The organism is Burkholderia sp. B21-005, from assembly GCF_020843965.1.
In the GTDB taxonomy this organism is placed as follows: domain Bacteria; phylum Pseudomonadota; class Gammaproteobacteria; order Burkholderiales; family Burkholderiaceae; genus Burkholderia; species Burkholderia ambifaria.
Genome location: NZ_CP086302.1, coordinates 2,546,712 through 2,567,867, shown reverse-complemented (window position 1 = coordinate 2,567,867; position 21,156 = coordinate 2,546,712). Strand labels below are relative to the sequence as shown.

12 protein-coding genes are annotated in these 21,156 nt (G+C 65.3%); 6 read left to right on the top strand and 6 right to left on the bottom strand.

Going from position 1 to position 21,156, the window contains the following annotated elements:
• The first annotated feature begins 3 nt into the window (after positions 1-3).
• The 5 genes from LMA02_RS28045 (at position 4) to LMA02_RS28025 (ending at position 6,243) form a co-directional block, all read left to right on the top strand.
• Positions 4-789, top strand: coding sequence for an enoyl-CoA hydratase/isomerase family protein (locus LMA02_RS28045; RefSeq protein WP_228908377.1), 786 nt, complete (start codon positions 4-6; stop codon positions 787-789).
• 36 nt (positions 790-825) lie between these two features.
• The gene (locus LMA02_RS28040) at positions 826-2,826 is read left to right on the top strand and encodes an acetyl/propionyl/methylcrotonyl-CoA carboxylase subunit alpha (protein WP_228908376.1); all 2,001 of its coding nucleotides are present in this window, start codon (positions 826-828) and stop codon (positions 2,824-2,826) included.
• A 239-nt stretch (positions 2,827-3,065) separates the two neighbouring features.
• Entirely contained in the window at positions 3,066-4,208 is a 1,143-nt protein-coding gene (locus LMA02_RS28035; protein WP_228908375.1) for a DUF2827 domain-containing protein, read from the top strand.
• 725 nt (positions 4,209-4,933) lie between these two features.
• Positions 4,934-5,737 (top strand): EAL domain-containing protein, encoded by an 804-nt coding sequence (locus tag LMA02_RS28030; RefSeq protein WP_228908374.1) that lies wholly within the window; start codon positions 4,934-4,936, stop codon positions 5,735-5,737.
• A gap of 62 nt (positions 5,738-5,799) precedes the next feature.
• Positions 5,800-6,243, top strand: coding sequence for a hypothetical protein (locus LMA02_RS28025; protein ID WP_228910021.1), 444 nt, complete (start codon positions 5,800-5,802; stop codon positions 6,241-6,243).
• 202 nt (positions 6,244-6,445) lie between these two features.
• Here LMA02_RS28025 and LMA02_RS28020 read toward each other — a convergent pair whose 3' ends face one another.
• The 4 genes from LMA02_RS28020 to LMA02_RS28005 form a co-directional block, all read right to left on the bottom strand.
• Entirely contained in the window at positions 6,446-6,913 is a 468-nt protein-coding gene (locus LMA02_RS28020) for a DUF4019 domain-containing protein (protein WP_228908373.1), read from the bottom strand.
• A gap of 25 nt (positions 6,914-6,938) precedes the next feature.
• Positions 6,939-8,093 (bottom strand): DUF2827 domain-containing protein, encoded by a 1,155-nt coding sequence (locus LMA02_RS28015; RefSeq protein WP_006754840.1) that lies wholly within the window; start codon positions 8,091-8,093, stop codon positions 6,939-6,941.
• Between the two features lie 14 nt (positions 8,094-8,107).
• Entirely contained in the window at positions 8,108-9,253 is a 1,146-nt protein-coding gene (locus LMA02_RS28010; protein WP_228908372.1) for a DUF2827 domain-containing protein, read from the bottom strand.
• Positions 9,254-9,627: 374 nt separating this feature from the next.
• Entirely contained in the window at positions 9,628-10,296 is a 669-nt protein-coding gene (locus LMA02_RS28005) for an OmpA family protein (protein WP_228908371.1), read from the bottom strand.
• Between the two features lie 22 nt (positions 10,297-10,318).
• Here LMA02_RS28005 and LMA02_RS28000 point away from each other — a divergent pair, with 22 nt between their 5' ends.
• Positions 10,319-10,462, top strand: a complete 144-nt coding sequence (locus LMA02_RS28000) for a hypothetical protein (protein WP_228908370.1) — start codon at positions 10,319-10,321, stop codon at positions 10,460-10,462.
• Here LMA02_RS28000 and LMA02_RS27995 read toward each other — a convergent pair.
• Together LMA02_RS27995 and LMA02_RS27990 are read right to left on the bottom strand one after the other, a co-directional pair.
• Positions 10,420-18,687 (bottom strand): YadA-like family protein, encoded by an 8,268-nt coding sequence (locus LMA02_RS27995; RefSeq protein WP_228910020.1) that lies wholly within the window; start codon positions 18,685-18,687, stop codon positions 10,420-10,422. The genes LMA02_RS28000 and LMA02_RS27995 overlap by 43 nt on opposite strands.
• Before the next feature lie 1,092 nt (positions 18,688-19,779).
• Positions 19,780-20,682, bottom strand: a complete 903-nt coding sequence (locus LMA02_RS27990; protein WP_228908369.1) for a ferritin-like domain-containing protein — start codon at positions 20,680-20,682, stop codon at positions 19,780-19,782.
• Positions 20,683-21,156 lie beyond the last annotated feature (474 nt).

The window sequence follows — 21,156 nt, the reverse complement described above, 5'->3', positions numbered from 1 at the left end:
CCGATGCGATACGAAACGATCAAGGTACACGAGGCCGACCGCGTGGCGACCGTCACGCTCGCGCGCCCCGCCGTGCGCAACGCGTTCGACGAGACGACGATCGCCGAGCTGACCACCGCGTTCGAGTGGCTCGACGCGCACGCGGGCGTGCGCGCGATCGTGCTCGCGGCGGAAGGCGCCGCGTTCTGCGCGGGCGCGGACCTGAACTGGATGAAGAAGATGGCCGGTTACTCGGACGACGAGAACCGTGCCGATGCGCGCAAGCTCGCGCGGATGCTCGAGGCGATCCATCGCTGCGGCAAGCCGGTGATCGCGCGCGTGCACGGCGACGCCTATGCGGGCGGCGTGGGCCTCGTCGCGGCGGCCGACATCGCGATCGCCGCCGACGGCGCGAAGTTCTGCCTGTCCGAGGCGCGGCTCGGGCTGATTCCCGCGACGATCGCGCCGTACGTCGTGCGCGCGATGGGCGAGCGCGCGGCGCGCCGCTACTTCACGACGGCCGAAGTGTTCGACAGCGCGCGCGCCGCGTCGCTCGGCTTCATTCACGACGCGGTGCCGGCCGAGGCGCTCGACGAAACGGTCGCGAAGCTGGCCGCGGCGCTCGTCGCGAACGGCCCCGACGCGGTGCGGGCGTGCAAGCGGCTCGTCGCCGACGTGGCCGGGCGGCCGCTCGACGCGACGCTGATCGAGCAGACCGCCGACTGGATCGCGCGTACCCGCGCCGGCGCGGAAGCGCGCGAAGGGATCGCGTCGTTCCTCGAGAAGCGCACGCCTTCGTGGCGTGAATGACGGCGTGCCAATAACTTTCCGGACGACACCGAAGCCATGTTCGACAAGATTCTGATCGCCAACCGCGGCGAAATCGCCTGCCGCGTCGCCGCGACGTGCAAACGTCTCGGGATCGCGAGCGTCGCCGTCTATTCCGACGCGGACGCGAACGCGAAGCACGTCGCCGCATGCGACGAAGCCGTGCATATCGGCGGCGCGGCGGCCGCGGACAGCTACCTGCGCGGCTTGCGCATCATCGAGGCCGCGCGCGCGACCGGCGCGCAGGCCATCCACCCCGGCTACGGCTTCCTGTCGGAGAACGAGGATTTCGCGCACGCATGCGAAGCGGCCGGCATCGTGTTCATCGGCCCGCCGGTCGACGCGATCGCGGCGATGGGCTCGAAGGCGGCCGCGAAGGCGCTGATGCACGCGGCCGCGGTGCCGCTCGTGCCCGGCTATCACGGCGACGACCAGGACACGGCCAACCTGCATCGCGAAGCCGACGAGATCGGCTACCCGGTGCTGCTGAAAGCGAGCGCGGGCGGTGGCGGCAAGGGGATGCGCGTGGTCGAGCGCTCGGAGGACTTCCGGGCGGCGCTCGCGTCGTGCCAGCGCGAGGCCGCGAGCAGCTTCGGCAACGCCCGCGTGCTGATCGAGAAATACCTGACGCGCCCGCGTCACGTCGAAGTGCAGGTGTTCGGTGACACGCACGGCAACACCGTCTACCTGTTCGATCGCGACTGCTCGGTGCAGCGCCGTCACCAGAAGGTGCTCGAGGAAGCGCCGGCGCCGGGCCTGCCTGACGACCTGCGTCGCGCGATGGGCGAGGCGGCCGTCGCGGCCGCGCGCGCGGTGCATTACGTCGGGGCGGGCACCGTCGAATTCATCATGACGGCCGACGCGTTCTACTTCATGGAAATGAACACGCGCCTGCAGGTCGAGCATCCGGTCACCGAGATGGTTACCGGGCTCGATCTCGTCGAGTGGCAACTGCGCGTTGCATCGGGCGAGCCGCTGCCGCTGGCGCAGGACCAACTGCGCGTGCAGGGCCACGCGATCGAGGCACGTCTCTACGCGGAGAATCCGGCGCGCGGCTTCCTGCCGTCCACCGGCACACTGAAGCACCTGCGGCTGCCGGAAGGCGTCGAGTTCGCGATCGGCGCGCCGGTGCGCGTCGACAGCGGCGTGCGCGAAGGCGACGCGATCACGCCGTTCTACGATCCGATGATCGCGAAGCTGATCGTGCACGGCGCGGACCGCGCGGAAGCGCTCGGCACGATGTTGCGCGCGCTGCGGGCTTGCGAAGTGGTCGGCCTGCACACGAACGCCGCGTTTCTGCAGCGGATCGTCGCGTGCGAGCCGTTCGCGACCGCCAATCTCGACACGGGCCTGATCGAGCGCAACCACGATGCGCTGTTCGCGCCGCAACCGTCGCCGCGTGCGACGCTGGCGCTGGCCTGCGCGGCGCTGCTCGCGCGCGAGCGCGGGGCGGCCGCGCAGCAGGGCGTGTCGCCGTGGCGTGCGCTGCCGGACTGGCGGCTGAACGGCGGCTATCGCCGCACGCTCGAATGGCATGCCCCCGATCGTGAAGCGGACGTGACGGTCACCTACGAGGACAATGGCAGCCGCGCGAGCCTCGCCACCGGCGATGCGGCCGCGCAGCCGTTCGCGTGGACGCGCGGCGCGACGCCGCTCGACTTCGACGTGACGCTCGACGGCGTGCGCAGCAGCGGCCGCGTGTATGCGGACGGCGACAGTTTCCACGTGTTCACGCAGGGTGTCGCCGAGACGTTCGAATGGCGCAACGTGCTCGCGCACGCGGGCGATGCCGAGCATGGCGGCGGCCGCCTGACCGCGCCGATGCCCGGCAAGGTGATCGCGGTGCTGGTCGAGCCGGGCCAGAAGGTCGAGGCCGGCACGCCGCTGATCGTGATGGAAGCGATGAAGATGGAGCACACGATCGGCGCGCCGGGTACGGGCGTCGTCGCGGAAGTGCTGTACGGCGTCGGCGACCAGGTCGCGGATGGCGCGCAGTTGCTGGTGATGGCGGAAGACTGACCGGAGCGTGTGCCGCACACGGGCCGGCGTGGCGTCTCGCGACGCGACGCCGGCCTTGTCGCATCTGGCCGCTGGCGGCGCGCGTGGCGAATCCCGTGTCGCGCAGCCGGCGCCGTCCGCACCGCGTATGACCATGCATGACAGTCTGGCGGCCCGCGCTTCGCTAGACTGACGGATTGCTCGCGCGGCCGCGTGCTGCGCGCTACACTGCGTCCATTCAATTTCCCGTCCCGCCGACGATGACGTCTCCTGTCCTGAACGGCCTGCGCATCGGTATCACGATCGGTCTGCGCGCCCCCGACGAAAGCCTGTGGATCAATGGCATCAAGCAGAACGCGCTGTTTCTCGCGAAGCTGCTGATGGCGTCGCCGCATGGCTATCGCGTGACGCTGGTCAACACGACCGACGTACCGCTCACCGACGCGCTGCCGTGGGATCGCACCGTATTCGACACGCGCGCATTCGCCGACATGAAGGATGCGCTCGACGTGGTGATCGAACTCGGTGGCCAGATCGACGCCGCGCAGACGGACTACCTGAAGGCGCGCGGCGCGAAGATCGTCAGCTATTGCTGCGGCGTCGAGTACATCAACGCGATGGAGTCGATGCTGTTCGGCCGCCGGCTGTGGGATTCACTGTTCATCAACCGCGGCTACGACGAGGTGTGGGCGATTCCGCAGATCGCGCCGTCATCGCTGCCGTTCCTGCAGTCGCTGCGTCGCTGCCCGGGGCGCGTCGTGCCGTTCGTATGGGATCCGATGTTCCTGAGTGCGCGTGCGGCATCGCTGCCCGAGCACGGCGAATACCGGCCGCGCAGCGAGCCCGGCAAGCGGCTCACGGTGATGGAGCCGAACCACAACGTCGTGAAGTTCTGCGTGTACCCGATGCTGATCATCGACGAGGCGTATCGCCGCGACCCCGATGCGATCTGCTTCACGCACGTGACGAACGCCGACCGTCTCGCGCACGACAGCCCGGAGTTCGTGATGCTGATGAACTATCTGGACATCGTGCGCGCGGGCAAGGCGAGCTTCGTCGGACGCTTCGACACGCCGCTGTTCCTGGCCGACCTGACCGACATCGTCGTGTCGCATCAATGGTCGAACCCGCTCAACTACTTCTATTTCGACGTGTGCTGGCAGGGCTATCCGCTCGTGCACAACGCGAGCCTCGCGCCTGATCTCGGCTACTACTATCCGGACAACGACGTGCAGAAGGGCGCGCAGGCGCTGCTGCACGCGCTGCACACGCACGACGACGACTGGCAGGGGTACACGCGGCGCCAGCGCGAGATCCTCGGCCGCTATACGTCGGCAAACCCCGCGCTCGTCGCCGAATACGACGCGCTGCTCGCGAACCTGATCGGCGCGACGGCTGCTTGAGCTTGCGTGACGCCTGCCGCGGCCGGTGGCCTCGCGTTAATGTCTGATGAAAATCATGCCGTAAAAAAGAAACCGCCGAACCGGGGAAGATTCGACGGTTTTTGAAGGCACGAAATTGACGGCTCCGAGGGAAGTCCGTCAGAAATCATTTTATAGGTTAACAAATCGAAAAGATTGTTAAAAATCTTTCAATCGACAAATGCCGTATGGTTCGGGCCGATATTGTCATTTTATTTTGGCGAATTATCGTTTGGCTATTTTCAATATCGTTTGAAACGGCGAAATTGAATTCTCCGGGGACCGAATGCCCGATGGGAATCCACCGGTGACGTGGCCCGCAGGGCCTCGCGGCGAATCCGGGTGACATGTCCGGATACCGTTTCGCTGCCGGACATTAATCATACGAAATAACGGGTGTCTGATTTTGAAACGAGGCCCTCGATAAATCGATTTTTGCCAAAGGCGTTTGGGCGGGCAATATCGCCGATGGTTTTATGTAACCTGTCGCACTGTCGGCGACATGCATGCGTGGTGTATTTCTCGTATTTGAATATCGTTGACAATATCGGATTTGACGGCACGCCGAAATGAAAAGTACGCTCCCTGAAAAGATCGAAACAAGAGGATGGGCCGGGTAGGCGGTGGCGCGTGTCGTGGTCGGCTCGCGCCACATGTATCGAGAGCGCGGGCCGTCATCGGCGGCCCGACAATTGCCGGAGCGCCGGATGAATGCGGTCGAACCTCGCCTGGAGGCGAACAGCGTAGCGAATCGGGACGAAATCGATCTCGTGTTCGGCGCGCCTGACGATCACCCCGACCTTGCGTCGGTACGCAGTTTCGTCGAAAGCCGGCTCGGGTTTGCGCGCGAGCCGGTCTGCCGCGCCGACCTGTCGGGCGGCGTGCTGTATCACGAATGCCTCGCGCGGTTGCGCTGGGGGTCGCGCGACGCGTTGCCGCCGCTCGCGTTCCTGCCGCGCCTCGAGTCGCTCGGGCTGATGCGCTGGTTCGACCGGCTCGTGGTGGGCCGGACGATCGACGCGCTGCGTGCCGATCCGCAGGCCGTATATGGCTGCAACATCGCGGCGGCGAGCGCGGTGGTGGACGACGCGTGGCTGGCCATCTTCAGGCGGCTCGAGCGCGAGCCGTCCGTCGCGGCGCGGCTGGTCGTCGAGATTACCGAGACGGGGCCGCTGAACCCCGTCGCGGGCCGGTCGTTCGTGAATCGGTTCCGCCAGGCCGGATGCCGCGTCGCGATCGACGACTTCGGCGTCGGCTTCAGCGCGCTGAACAACCTGGTGGTCGGCAACCCCGATATCGTGAAGCTCGACAGGTCGGTCCTGTCGCTCATCAAGCGCAACGCGATCGGGCGCTACCAGTTTCGCCGGCTGATCGCGTTTGCGCACGAAAGCGCGCGGCACGTCGTCGTCGAAGGCGTGGAGAATGAGACCGACCGGCAGATCATCCTGGATTCCGGCGTCGCGTGGGCGCAGGGCATTCGCTTCTCTTGGCGGTCGCCGGCCGCCGCATGACGCAGCGGCGCGGGCGCGGGGCGCTGGCATCGGGCAACGATGGATCGCAAAGGGGCGTGGGCATGGTGGCGACGAAGAGGGCCGGGCACAAAACGGGCACGCAGGCGGCCGATGCGCGCGAACTCGTCGCGATCGCCGAACTGGCCGACATGTTGTGGCAGCTCGGTGCCGAATCGACCGATACGCCGATCGACGTCGCACCGTATCTCGACGGCCTGCAGGCCGTCGCGCACCGTATTCACCGGATGAAGCCGCTCGACGCCGACGGCCGCGACCTCGCGGCGCGGCACTATTACGCCGGCGTGTTTGCGGGGGCCTGCGGCGAAGATTCGGCGATCGCCTGCGGTGTATCCGGCAGCCTCGCGAGGCGGGCCGGCCAGGTCAGCGGCGCCGCACTCCGCTGTTTCACGAGGCTGGCGCGGATCGGACGCCGGCATGGCCGCGCGTTTGCCGCACGGCGCGCCGACGGCGTGCAAGCGTCGCGCCCGCTTGCGCGCCGCGCTTGACGCTCACCGATCGCGGGCATGCGCTTGCCCGGCAAGCGCACCGTCAGTTGTTACCGAAACCTTCGGATTTCCGGCGCGCATCGGCTTTCGTGTGCGACGGGGCGATGAACGCGTCCATCATCCGCGACTGCGTGGCGTCGCGCTGCACGTTGATCGTAATCGCGAGGTTGATTTACAGCGCCGGCTTCGGGCGCTGTGCGGCTTACGGCGTGAAATCCTGCCCCTGGCGCGGCACATAGCCGGTCAGGTGCCAGCGGCCGTCGTCGTCGAGTCGAAAGCTCAGCTTTTCGTACACGGTCGTGCCGGTCGTGAGCGTCGTCGCGTAGTCGACGTTCGCGTAAAGCCCGTCGGGCGTTGCCGGTGCGTTCGTGTAGCGAATGCGCGTGACCTGCGCCCAGCCGCGATGGCGGACCGTGCCGACCGACTGGCGCGCGCGCTGCATGTCCGCCGCGAACTGATCCTGCTTGATGCGTGCCTTCACGAACGCGGCGGAATCGGTCCATACCGCGCCGTACTGGCCGGCGTCGAGCTGCTTGAAGACCGCGTCGGCGTCGCGCAGCAGTGCGTCGGCCGATTCGCCGCCGGATTGCGCGTGCGCGCCGATCGCGAGCGACGCGACGGCGCAGCCGATCAGCCATTTCGCGCGGGAGAGGGGCCGGTATGGGTTCATGTCGGAGTCCGAAGAGGGCGGCGCGTCAGGCGTCGCGATAGAGTGACGCGATCGCGTCGGAATACGCGGCGACGTTGTCGGGGTTGTAGATGCTGACCGAGTCGAGCACGTGCTTCGACTGCTCGCGATACGCTTCCAGGTTCGCGTCGTGTTCGTCGAACGCCTGCAGCAGCGCACGGCCGCCGGCCTGGCAATCGAAGTCCGGATAGAAATACCCGGCCTTGCCGAGGAACGGCGAATTGTGGATCAGCGGATAGTCGCCGTACAGCAGTTCGTAGTACAGGTAGTTCTGCGCGTTTTCCCACGTGTGCGACACCACTGCGTCGCCGTAGGCCGCCATGAACTCGTACACCGCGTAGCGGCTTTCGAACGTCGTGATCCCGTGGTTCACGATGTCGAGGCTCTTCGCGAAGTGCACGAACGTCGCATGTTCCTTCAGGTGCAGCGTGTTGCACACGCGCACGAACTCGAGGAATTCGGGCTTCGCGCGATACGCCTCCTCGGTCACCAGCATCGGGATGATGCTCGTCTTCACCATGCAGATGTTCGGCTCGAACATCGTCACGCGCCAGCGGGGTTTGCCGGGCTGATAACCGAACGACAGGCCGGCGCCGAGCGTCGCGCGCGCCTTGTCGAACAGCATCGGATGCCAGATGTGCGGGACGATCGTCACCGGCGCGCGCAGGCCCGTCTGGTAATAGTGCAGGCACGAGCGCTCGAATTCCGGAATCGTCCACACCGCGTCGTACGGCGCGCCCGAGAACAGGAAGCCCGACGGCTTGTCGAACATCGCGCGCTCGATGTCAATCACGTAGTCGTTGCCGACCCGCATCGTGATGACCTTGCCGCCGCGGTCGCGGAACGCGCGCAGGTAATCGGCGCTGAACTGCGCGCTCATTTCGATCAACACGTCGCAGCGCTGCAGCGCTTCGTCCATCGACAGCAGCGGCACGTCCCATTCGCCGAGCATCAACTGCGGATCGGCGAGCTGTTCGCCGCCGTTCACCATCACGGCCTGAGCGACGTGCGGCGACTGACGCAGCAGCAGGATCAGCAGCAGGCAGTTCTGAAAGATGCCGTTTTCCCACAGCGACTGGCCGGCGCCGCGCACGAACAGCGACACGCCGACGACGAGACGCTTGCCCTCGCCGGGCGCTTGACGGGCATTGGAGTCCGACATGCGTATGCTCCGGTTCAGGCGACCAGGCGCGTGACGAACGCGTCCAGGTTCGCGGGGTTGTCGATCGAGACCGACTGCAGCAGCCGGTCGGCTTTCGCGCGATAGTCGTCGAGCCGCTCGTCGTGATGCAGCCATGCATCGCGCAGCGCGTGGCTGCCCGCGACGGAATCGAAGTCCGGGTAGTAATAGCCGGCGTCGCCGAGCATCGTCGAGTTGTGGATCAGCGGATAGCCGCCGTACAGCACGTCGTAGTACAGGTAGTTCTGCGGATTTTCCCAGTGGTGCGACACGACGGCATCCGCATGGCGCGCCATGAAGCCCGGCAGGTCGATGCGGGGCTCGAACGTCGCCTTGTGCTGGCGCACGAGGTCGAGGCTGTTCGCGAAGTGCACGAAGGTCCGATGCGCCTTCATGTGCATCGCGTTGACGACGAACAGATGCTGGACCGCGTCCGGATGCGCGCGGTAGAACTCGTCGCACACGAGCATCGGGTAATGGCAGGTCTTCACGACCGAGATGTTCGGCTCGAGCGTGGCGAGATGCCACGGGCGCCGGCCGGGCCGATAGCCGAACGTGACGCCTTCGCTCGCCAGTGCGGCGATGCGGCGATCGAGGAAGTACGGCGACCACAGATGCGGAATCGTATGAACCGGCGCGCGCGTGAGCGTGCGCAAGAGCGGCACGTCGATCTTCTGCGACTTCTCGAGCACCCACACTTCGTCGAACTGCGTGCCGTTGAAGATGTGCCCCGACGGCTTTTCGAAGATCGGCGTTTCGGCGAGACCGCTGTAGGTGTGGCCGACGTAGCACGCGACGAGCTTCGTGCCGAGCGCCTTCACGTGCCTGAGCCATTCGGGCGGCAGTTGCGCGCCCATCTCGATCACGACGTCGAGCTCGTGCGTGACGTCGGCGGGCTTCACGAGCGGCACGTCGAGGCCGTCGAGTTCGAGGCCGAGCGGCAGTGCGTTCGCGTCGCCGCCGTTCAGGAAATAGACGGGGCCGACGCGGTCCGAGCGCTTGAGCATCATCGCGAGGTACGCGATGTTCTGGTGAATGCCGTTTTCCCAGATCGCTTGGCCGTCCCGCGCAAACAGCGAGATGCCGACGGCCGGCCGTTGCTTGCGGGTGCCGCCCGAGGCGGCTTGATTGATGTCCGTCACCGGTTGGTTTCCTCTGCGGCGTCGTGCGTTCGGCCATGGCGTCGAGCGCCTGGCCGCGTAACGGCGCGCCGTGGATTGTCGTGGTTGCGTTCGCGCCGGCGCGCGCTCGACAACGAGTCGAGCGACGCGGATCGCGGGGCGGCCGGCGGATTCCGGTGTGTCGTCGGGCGGGACTGGCACGGCGCGCGACGCGGGCGGAACGCCCCGGCAGCTGTCTGCGGCGATTGTGGCACGGAAGTCAGCGGTTTGTGGAGGGGGGCTGACGAACTTTGACATAGCCGCCGGCGCCCTGGCGAAGCGGTGTCGGCGGGGTCCGGCGGGGCGGTGGGCGGTGGCGGTCAGGGCCGTCGCTTGCGGGTGCGACGGCCGGCGGCTCAGCGTTGCAGCGAGATGTCGACGCGGCGGTTGCTCGCGCGGCCTTCGGCCGTCGCGTTGGACGCGACCGGATCCGCGCTGCCGCGGCCCGTGACCGACACGGTTTGCGCCTTCAGCCCGTGTGACTTCAAGTAGCCCGCGACGGTTTCCGCGCGGCGCTTCGACAGCGCGAGATTGGCGGCGTCGTTGCCGACCGAATCCGTATGGCCGGTGACCGTGACCTGTGTATACGTACGGTCTTCGCGCTCGCTCAACAACTTGTCGAGCGATGCGCGCGCGGTCGGCGTGAGCGTGGCCAGGCCCGTCGCGAACAGCGCGTCGCCCGCGAGGTTCACATGTTCGACCGCGGCGGGCGCGGGTGCCGGCTCGGCGGCCGATGCCGCTTCGGCCGGCGCGGCGCCGCACTGGAACACCAGCGTCGCGGGATCCGAGCCGTCGCGCAGCGCGCGGGCCGAGTCGACGGTGCGCACCGGCTGGTCGCCGCAGATCTTGCGGGCGGCCTTCATGCAGGTCTGCGGGCCCGACAGCAGGCCGTGGCAGTCCACCTGGAAGGTGCGCACGCCGTCGCGCGGCTGCAGTTCGGATGCGCTGAAGGTCGGGCCGGATGCGGTCGAGCATGCGGCGAGGGCCGTTGCGGAAAGTGCGAGCGCAAGAGCGAGTTTGTTCACGGTTACGTCCTCAAAGCTTGGGTTGACCGAGGCCCGCCGCGGGTTGCGCGGCGGGCTCGTCGTGCCGTCGGGGCCGCCGCGCGCCGTCCGGCTCGTGAGCCGGCGGCGTGGCGGCGCGACGCGTTACTTCCACTGGTACAGCATGCCGGCGCCGATCACCTTCTGACCGCCGCTGAAGCCGCCGTTGATCGACGCCTTCAGGTTTTCGGTGATCCGGGCCTGCATGTTGACCGCCATCGCCTTCTGGCCGAGGAAGGTCGACGTGCCCACACCCATCCCGAAGTTGGCGTCGCGATCGAGCTGCGGGATCGACGCCATCGCGCCGACGGCCGCGATACCCTGCTTCGCCATCTGGTCGGTCTGCTGCAGTTGCGAACCCAGCGAGTTGATCTGCGTCTGCTGGCCCGACAGTGCCGTCGACAGCGTCGTCTGCACCTGCGTCAGCTGGTTCACGTTCACCGCGTCGGTGCCTTGCGTGCCCGGCGCGACGTTCGTGATCTGGCGCTGCTGCGTGTCGCTGCCGACCGACACCACGTTCGAACGACCGCCGTCATTCGAATTCGCGCCGATCGCCACCGAGTTCGAGCCGGCGGTGACGGTCGGCCGATCGTTGCCGGTGCCGTTCATGTCGACCGCGACACCGTTGTTGCTCAACGAGCGCGTCGTGTTGTTGTTGATCGTCGTCGACAGTTGCGACACCTGATCGCCCAGGTTCGTCACGCCCGTCGACAGCGAGGCCACCGTGCTGTTCGTCGTGCTCAGGCCGGTCGACAGCGAGCCGATGCCGGTCGAGGTCGACGTGGACAGCGATGTCAGGTTGCTGTTCGTCGAGCTGAGGCCCGTCGACAGCGAGTTGATCGCCGTCGAGGTCGACGTGGACAGCGACGTCACCGAGCTGTTGGTCGAGCTGAGACCCGTGGACAGCGAACCGATGCCGGTCGACAGCGACGAGATGTTCGACGCGGTCGACGTGGACAGGCTGTTGACTGCCTGGTTCGTCGCGTGGAGCTGGCTGCCGTTGATCGCGTCCGTGCTGGTGGCCGAGACCTGGCCTGCCGCGACGTTCGTGATCTGGCGTTCCTGCCCCGGCTGGCCGACGCTCACCACGCCCACCGGCGAGCTGCCCGCGAAGAGGTACGAGACGCCGCCGATCGTGGCGCTCGAGGTGCCGACTGCCGCACCCGTGACCGAGTTCGCGCCGAGGGCGATCGAGTTCGCGACGTTCGCCGTGGCGTTCGTGCCGAAGGCGAGCGCATCCGCTGCCGTGGCCGATGCACCCGAGCCGTAGGCCTGGGCGCCGGTGGCGCTTGCGACTGCCTTGTTGCCGAGCGCGATCGTGTTGTCCGCGGTGGCCTGGTTCGAGCTGCCGAGGGCGAGCGCGCTGTTGCCGGTTGCGGTGTTTGCGTTGCCGAGCGCCACTGCGCCGCTGCCGGTCGCCGTGTCGTTCGCGCCCATCGCCACTGCGCCGGTGCCCGTTGCGACGCTCGGGTCGCCGATCGCGACCGCGCCGTCGCCGCTCGCGGTGTTGCCGGAGCCGATCGACACCGCCTTGCCGCCGGTGGCCGACGCGTTCTGGCCGATCGCGACTGCACCCGCCGACTGTGCGTTCGAGCCATCGCCGACCGCGACGCTGCTGGCGCCTGCGGCGCTGGCGTTCACGCCGGCGGCGAGCGAGTTGACACCCGTTGCGCCGTCGTTGGCGTAGTTGCCTTGCTGCGTGCCGTTGTCGTTGACGCTGTAGTAGTGCGTCTTCGCGGCGTCGATCGCGGTCGACGTCGACGTGGAGAGCGACGTGATCGAGCTGGTGGCCGTCGACAGACCCGTCGACGTGGAGGTCGAGAGCGACGTTACCGTGCTGTCGGTCGAGCTCAGGCCAGTGGACAGCGAACCGATCGAGCTGGTTGCGGATGACAGGCCCGTCGAAGTCGACGTGGACAGCGAGCTGATCGAGCTGGTCGCCGACGAGAGGCCGGTCGACGTCGAGGTCGACAGCGACGCGACCGAGCTGTTCGTGGAGCTCAGGCCCGTCGACAGTGAGTTGATGCCGGTGGAGGTCGACGTGGACAACGACGTGAGCGAGCTGTTGGTCGAGCTGAGGCCGGTGGACAGCGAGCCGATCGAGCTGGTCGCGGACGACAGGCCCGTCGAGGTCGAGGTCGACAGCGAGCTGATCGAGCTGGTGGCCGACGAGAGGCCCGTCGACGTGGAGGTCGAGAGCGACGTTACCGTGCTGTCGGTCGTGCTCAGGCCCGTGGACAGTGAGTTGATGCCCGTCGAGGTCGACGTGGACAGCGAGCCGATCGAGCTGGTGGCCGACGACAGGCCGGTCGACGTGGAGGTCGAGAGCGACGTTACCGTGCTGTCGGTCGAGCTGAGGCCCGTGGACAGCGAGTTGATGCCGGTCGAGGTCGACGTGGACAGCGAGCCGATCGAGCTGGTTGCGGACGACAGGCCGGTCGAGGTCGATGTCGACAGCGAGCTGATCGAGCTGGTGGCCGACGAGAGGCCCGTTGACGTCGAAGTCGAGAGCGACGTTACCGTGCTGTCGGTGGAGCTCAGGCCCGTGGACAGCGAGTTGATGCCCGTCGAGGTCGAGGTGGACAGCGAGTTGATCGAGCTGGTAGCCGAGGACAGGCCGGTCGACGTGGAGGTCGAGAGCGAAGCAACCGTGCTGTCGGTTGAGCTCAGGCCGGTCGACAACGAGTTGATACCCGTCGAGGTCGAGGTGGACAACGAGCTGATCGAGCTGGTCGCCGAGGACAGGCCGGTCGACGTGGAGGTCGAGAGCGAAGCAACCGAGCTGTCGGTCGAGCTAAGACCCGTGGACAGAGAGTTGATGCCCGTCGAAGTCGACGTGGACAGCGAACCGATCGAGCTGGTTGCCGACGAGAGGCCGGTCGACGTGGAGGTCGACAGCGAAGCCACCGAGCTATCGGTCGAGCTGAGGCCGGTGGACAGCGAGTTGATGCCTGTCGAAGTCGACGTGGACAGCGAACCAATCGAGCTGGTTGCCGACGACAAGCCCGTCGACGTCGAAGTCGAGAGCGAAGCCACCGAGCTATCGGTCGAGCTCAGACCGGTCGACAGCGAGTTGATGCCGGTCGAGGTCGAGGTGGAGAGCGACGTGATCGAGCTATTCGCCGACGACAAGCCAGTCGACGTCGAAGTCGACAGCGACGTTACCGTGCTGTCGGTCGAGCTCAGGCCAGTCGATAACGAGTTGATACCGGTCGAGGTCGAGGTGGAGAGCGACGTGATCGAGCTATTCGCCGACGACAAGCCGGTCGACGTCGAAGTCGAGAGCGACGTTACCGAGCTGTCGGTCGAGCTCAGACCGGTGGACAGCGAGTTGATGCCGGTCGAGGTCGAGGTTGAGAGCGACGTGATCGAGCTATTCGCCGACGAGAGGCCGGTCGACGCGGAGGTCGACAGCGAAGCCACCGAGCTATCGGTCGAGCTGAGGCCGGTGGACAGCGAGTTGATACCAGTCGAGGTCGACGTGGAGAGCGACGTGATCGAGCTGGTCGCCGAGGACAGGCCGGTCGACGTGGAGGTCGAGAGCGACGTTACCGTGCTGTCGGTCGAGCTGAGGCCCGTCGACAACGAGTTGATACCCGTCGAGGTCGAGGTGGACAGCGAGCTGATCGAGCTGGTTGCCGACGACAAGCCCGTCGACGTCGAAGTCGAGAGCGAAGCCACCGAGCTATCGGTCGAGCTGAGGCCGGTGGACAGCGAGTTGATACCTGTCGAGGTCGACGTGGAGAGCGACGTGATCGAGCTGGTCGCCGAGGACAGGCCGGTCGACGTCGAAGTCGAGAGCGACGTTACCGTGCTGTCGGTCGAGCTCAGGCCAGTCGACAGCGAGTTAATGCCCGTCGAGGTCGACGTGGACAACGAGCTGATACCGGTAGAAGTCGAGGTGGACAACGAGCTGATTGAGCTGGTTGCCGACGACAGACCAGTCGACGTGGAAGTCGACAGCGAGGTCACTGAGCTATCGGTCGAGCTGAGGCCAGTCGACAGCGAGTTGATACCGGTCGAGGTCGACGTGGAAAGCGAGCCGATCGAGCTGGTTGCCGACGACAGGCCCGTCGACGTGGAGGTCGACAGCGACGTTACTGTACTGTCGGTCGAGCTCAGGCCAGTAGACAGCGAGTTGATGCCCGTCGAGGTTGAGGTGGACAACGAGCTGATCGAGCTGGTTGCCGACGACAGGCCCGTCGACGTCGAGGTCGAGAGCGAAGCCACCGAGCTATCGGTCGAGCTGAGGCCGGTGGACAGCGAGTTGATGCCGGTCGAGGTCGAGGTTGAGAGCGACGTGATCGAGCTATTCGCCGACGAGAGGCCGGTCGACGTCGAAGTCGAGAGCGACGTTACCGTGCTGTCGGTCGAGCTGAGGCCAGTAGACAGCGAGTTGATGCCCGTCGAGGTTGAGGTGGACAACGAGCTGATCGAGCTGGTTGCCGACGACAGGCCCGTCGACGTGGAGGTCGACAGCGAAGCCACCGAGCTGTCGGTCGAGCTGAGGCCCGTGGACAACGAGTTGATACCGGTCGAAGTCGACGTGGAGAGCGACGTGATCGAGCTATTCGCCGACGAGAGGCCAGTCGACGTCGAAGTCGACAGCGACGTCACTGAGCTGTCGGTCGAGCTGAGGCCAGTCGACAGCGAGTTGATACCCGTCGAGGTCGAGGTGGAGAGCGATGTGATCGAGCTATTCGCCGACGACAGACCGGTCGACGTCGAAGTCGACAGCGACGTTACCGAGCTGTCGGTCGAGCTGAGGCCCGTGGACAACGAGTTGATACCGGTCGAAGTCGACGTGGAGAGCGACGTGATCGAGCTATTTGCCGACGACAAGCCTGTCGACGTCGAGGTCGACAACGAAGTGACCGAGCTATCGGTGGAGCTCAGACCCGTCGACAACGAGTTAATACCGGTCGAGGTCGACGTGGACAGCGAGCTGATCGAGCTGTTAGCCGACGAGAGACCGGTCGACGTGGACGACGAGAGCGACGTAACCGAGCTGTTAGTCGAGCTGAGGCCTGTCGACAACGAAGTGATGCCGGTCGACAGCGACGAGATTGCGTTGCTGGACGACGACACCGTCGTCGACAGCGAATTCACGGCCGAATTGGTCGCGAAGAGCTGCGAGCCGTTGATCGCGTCGGTGCTGGTCGCCGTGATTTGACCTGCCGCGACATTGGTGATCTGACGCGTGGTGCCCGTGCTCGCGTTGCCGACGCTCACCACGCTGCTCGGATTGCCGCCCGCGAACGTGCTCGTCACGCCGCCGACGGTACCGGTCGGCGTTGCGTTCGGGGTGCTGGTGACGGAGCCGCTGCCGAGCGCGACGTCGCCGGTATTGTTGGCGATGGCGTTCGGACCGATAGCGACCGAGTCGGTGCCGAGCGCCTGGCTGTCCGTGCCTGTCGAATTCGCGTGGAAGTACTTGATGCCCTGGTTGTTGATGCTGTCGATCGCCGAGCCGACGCTGTTGGCGGTCGACGTCGTACCGTTCGTGTTGTACGTGGTGTACGACGGAGCGGAAACCGTGCCGGTTGCCGGGTTGTAGCCCGCGCCGCCGCCGAGGGCTGCGGCGGTACTGTTGCCGAGATTGTCGGTTTTGGTCGTGACCGTGCTGAGGCCGGTGGACAGCGAGCCGATCGAGCTGTTTGCCGACGAGAGGCCGGTCGACGTGGATGTCGACAGCGATGCCACCGAGCTATTGGTCGAGCTGAGGCCAGTCGACAGGGACCCGATCGAGCTGTTAGCAGACGACAGGCCGGTCGAGGTCGACGTGGAAAGCGAGCCGATCGAGCTGTTGGCCGACGAGAGGCCGGTGGACGTTGACGACGAGAGCGACGTAACCGAGCTATTGGTCGAGCTGAGGCCAGTCGACAGGGACCCGATCGAGCTGTTAGCGGACGACAGCCCGGTCGAGGTCGACGTGGAAAGCGAGCCGATCGAGCTGTTGGCCGACGAGAGGCCGGTGGACGTTGACGACGAGAGCGACGTAACCGAGCTGTTGGTGGAGCTGAGGCCGGTCGAGAGCGAACCGATCGAGCTGTTAGCAGACGACAGGCCGGTCGAGGTCGACGTGGAGAGCGAGCCGATCGAGCTATTGGCCGACGAGAGACCGGTCGACGTGGACGAGGAAAGCGACGTAACAGAGCTGTTGGTCGAGCTGAGGCCGGTCGACAGCGAACCGATCGAGCTGTTAGCGGACGACAGGCCGGTCGAGGTCGAGGTGGAAAGCGAGCCGATCGAGCTGTTAGCCGACGAGAGACCCGTCGAGGTCGACGACGAAAGCGAAGTAACAGAGCTGTTGGTCGAGCTCAGACCGGTCGAGGTCGACGTGGAGAGCGAGCCGATCGAGCTGTTGGCCGACGAGAGGCCGGTGGACGTGGACGACGAGAGCGACGTAACAGAGCTGTTGGTCGAGCTGAGGCCGGTCGACAGCGAACCGATCGAGCTGTTAGCGGACGACAGGCCGGTCGAGGTCGAGGTGGAAAGCGAGCCGATTGAGCTGTTGGCCGACGAAAGACCCGTCGAAGTTGACGACGAAAGCGACGTAACGGAGCTGTTCGTGGAGCTCAGACCCGTCGAAGTGGACGTCGACAGTGACGAGATCGAGCTGTTAGCCGAAGACAAGCCAGTCGACGTGGAAGTCGACAGCGAGTTGATCCCGGTGGAAGTCGACGTGGACAGCGACGAGATCGAGCTGTTTGCTGACGAAAGACCCGTCGAGGTCGACGACGAGAGCGAAGTAACGGAGCTGTTCGTGGAGCTGAGACCCGTCGACGTGGAGGTCGACAGTGAAGAGATCGAGCTGTTAGCCGACGAAAGACCCGTCGAGGTCGACGACGAAAGCGAAGTAACAGAGCTGTTGGTCGAGCTCAGACCGGTCGAGGTCGACGTGGACAGCGAGCCGATCGAGCTGTTAGCCGACGAGAGACCGGTCGACGTGGACGACGAAAGCGACGTAACGGAGCTATTCGTTGAGCTCAGACCGGTCGAGAGCGAACCGATGGAGCTGTTAGCGGACGACAGCCCGGTCGAGGTCGACGTGGACAGCGAGCCGATTGAGCTATTAGCCGACGAGAGGCCGGTGGACGTGGACGACGAGAGCGACGTAACTGAGCTGTTGGTCGAGCTCAGGCCAGTCGAGGTCGACGTGGAGAGCGACGTGATCGAGCTGTTTGCCGACGAGAGGCCGGTGGACGTCGACGACGAAAGCGACGTAACCGAGCTGTTGGTGGAGCTGAGGCCGGTCGAGAGCGAACCGATGGAGCTGTTAGCGGACGACAGCCCGGTCGAGGTCGAAGTGGACAGCGAGCCGATTGAGCTATTAGCCGACGAGAGGCCGGTGGACGTGGACGACGAGAGCGACGTAACTGAGCTATTGGTCGAGCTGAGCCCGGTCGACAGCGAACCGATTGAGCTATTAGCCGACGAGATGCCGGTGGATGTGGACGACGAAAGCGACGTAACCGAGCTATTGGTCGAGCTCAGCCCGGTCGACAGCGACCCGATAGAACTATTAGCCGACGACAGCCCCGTCGACGTGGACGACGAAAGGCTGCTGATCGCGCTCGTCGTCGTACTCATCCCGGTGCTGAGCTGGGCCACCGTGACGGCGTCCTGCGGTGCCGAACCGTCGGCGACGTTGGTAATACGACGAAGATTCGTCGCGCTGCCGATCGACATTTCCGAAGCCGGCGCGGCGCTGCCGGTCAGGTAGCCGGTCCCGGTGGGCGCTGCGGTGCCGGTGACGCTGCCCTGTCCGATCGCCACGCTGTTTGCATATTGCGCGGTGGAGTTGAGGCCGATCGCGGTAGCGCCCGTCGCGGTCGCGCCCACCACCGCGAAGCGGCCGATTGCGACCGAGTTGGTCGCGCCGGCGGTCGCACCGCCCGAACCCGACCCGTTGCCGCCGCCGATGGCGATCGAGCTCGTGCCCTGTGCCTTCGCGTCGTTGCCGACCGCGGTCGCGCCGGTTGCCGTCGCCTGCGATCCCGAGCCGATACCGATCGAGCTGTTGCCCGTGGCCTTCGAGTTCTGGCCGAACGCTTGCGAGTAGTCGCCGGATGCGGTCGCGTTCGCGCCGATCGCGATGGACGTCGAGCCGCTGGCCGTCGTCGTGCTGCCCGAATTGCCGCCGATTGCGATTGACTGCGCACCCGACGCAACCACCGACCCACCGAGGCCGCCGGCAGAGTACTGCGCGTGCGCCACGTTGCCGACGCTCGCCCCCGCTACAAGAACGGCGGTTGCAACGGCCTTCACGACGGCCGACTTGTTCGGCTTGCCCCGTGCCGAGTCGTGTTCGGATGCCGCGACCCAGGCGCCAAGGGCTTCGTTCCAGATCGAGCGGTATGTGCGGTTCATTTCCTACCTACCTCCAAATAATCACGCCACACACCGGTCTCTTTCGTTAGATGAATATGCCGTGCGATCGCGCGAATCTTAAAATTGATGGCCGGAGTTTATTTGAGGTGGTATTTGGAGATTGACAAACAGTGAAAAATGGAAGGTTCTAGAAGTTAAAAGATGGTTAATGCCTCGCGTTTTGATGTATTCGGAAGTAATGATTCAGAAAGAAACTGGAATGCTTTGTGTATGATTGTTGAGTGATCGATGTCAGCTTAAATATCTTATAAAAATCAATGAGATAAGAGAGTTTTGTGGGGCGAGCAACACTTCCTCCATCGCGGCATGTAACAGAAATGAAACGGCAAACGTTTGCGCATCGGGAATTTCTTACTGGTTTGTAATGTTCTGATGGATGCTAATTAACATGGACTGGAAAGGCTTGTTAATTTATTAATTAGAGACTTTTGTGGGGGTTTGGATTGTATTTTGTCATTCTCTTGAAAATCGAAAAAACATAAAAAGCGGAGCCTCGGGATATGCTGGTTTGCGCATCGCACCGGCCGCGCGCGCCCGTGGGACGGGCCTTCCCCGGCGGCTGATGTCATAAAGTTGTAAAAAAGTGCTACGGACATATCGCGCCCCGCAATTGGAACGTCGTTTCGAATTTGTCCTATTGATGGCCCGATTGGACGGGTGTCAGATCGCCCGGCCGGGCCATGCTTGCAACCGCAGCGTTGGGGGGAACGGATACGGCGAGCGGGAAATGTCGGATCGTCGCCACAACGACTGGATCCTGCTTCCCAGGAAGACATCCCGCAGGAGGGGAGGCGACGTGCAAATGCGTCCGATGCGCGCCGTCGGGCTGACGGTGGCGAGTGGGCCGACGTCACGTCGTGCGTGGCGCAACGGATTCGGGCAGCGGTGTGTTCGTTTTCGTCCGCAGGGGGAGAGCAGGCGCGCGGATGGCAACCGCGATCCGTCGACCGGGCGAGTCGGATTGCATCACACCGTCCGGCCGACGCAGCACACCGTTCCGGAGAAGGTGCCGGCGGGCTGCCGCGTGCGCCGGTCCGCGCCGCCTGCAACCCGCCGCCGGGCGCCGCAGCGTTACTTCCGCAGAAACCGCAGCGCGAGGCGCGCCATGCGCGGGACGAACATCGGGCGCAGCAGCCGTTTGTCGTACCCGGCCATCCGTCGGTCGTTCTCGGTCAGGCACAGCGCGATCAGCTCGCGCGGGTTCAGCGTTTCGCCGATGTCGGCGGTGCTCGTCGCCGGGAAGTTCGCGTCGCGTGCGACGCCGTCGGCGTCGATCCCGCGGGCGATGCCGATGCGGTCGCGGACCAGGTGCACCCACACGGCCGTGACGCGCGCGAAGAACCACGGCCGGCGCCACCACGGCAAATTGCGCCAGTACCACGCGTACCAGTTCGCGAAGAACAGGATGTGGCGGCCTTCTTCCTGGATCACGGGCTCGAAGGTGTCGACGAGTTCGGGCGGAAAATAGCCGGAGCGCTGCGCGGAGCGTAACAGGCCGAACGCGAAGAAGCTGTCGATGCATTCGCTGAAGCCCGTCATCATCCAGGACCACTCGGGATCCTTGGGCGCCGGGTAGGGCGGCTCCGGCGCGAGCCGGATGCCGTATGCCTCGACGAGCTTCGACAGCACGACCTTGTGGCGGGCTTCCTCGCCGCCGTCCATCTCGAGTGCGCGGCGCAGCAGCGGATCGTCGACGGTCGCGACGTAGGTCGCCACGCGGATCGATGCGCGGCCTTCGGTTTGCACCGCGATGTCCCAGATCGGCAGCGACGTGAGCCGCTTGAGTTCGTCGGGCTTGAGCGGCGGCCAGTCGATGACGGCCGGCTTGTACGGGTTGTGTGTGTCGAGCAGCATGCGGCAGAACATCTGCTTGTGCGCATCGGAACCGATCCGGACCGGACCTTGCCTCTCGAAGGTCCAGTTGCGCATAGCGTGATCTGCGGCTGCTTGTTCTTCCTGCAGCGTGTCACTCATGGCTGTTGTTATGCGATTGCGGATCGAAAGATTCTTGCATAGCTTCCGTAATCGCGTATTTTCAAGCGGCCATGCGCATGCCGGTGTCGTTGGTCGTTAAAACCGAGCGGATTGACATCTAAGACGAGCGAGGGGGCCCTGCGCGGTACTGAATGTCGTGCCCTGACGTTCGGTACGCAGGCTGGGCATACTCACATGACCCCCTAGGTTTCCGGTGATGTTGCGAAATGGTCACGGAGTCAACAAGGCGAACCCATGTAATCGGATAGGGGGAGGCTTCGTGTTCTTGCGGGGGCGTTTTGGAGAGCTGTACCGGGCGGCCTTTAGGTCGGCCCCAGGGGCGAACTGGAGACCTCCCAAAACACGAACTGGAGACCTCCCAAAACACATACCTGGATCATGAGATGAACCCAATTAGATGCAGGGGCCTAATACACAGCAAACTACGCGCAGGGGGAGACGCGCAGGGCGTCC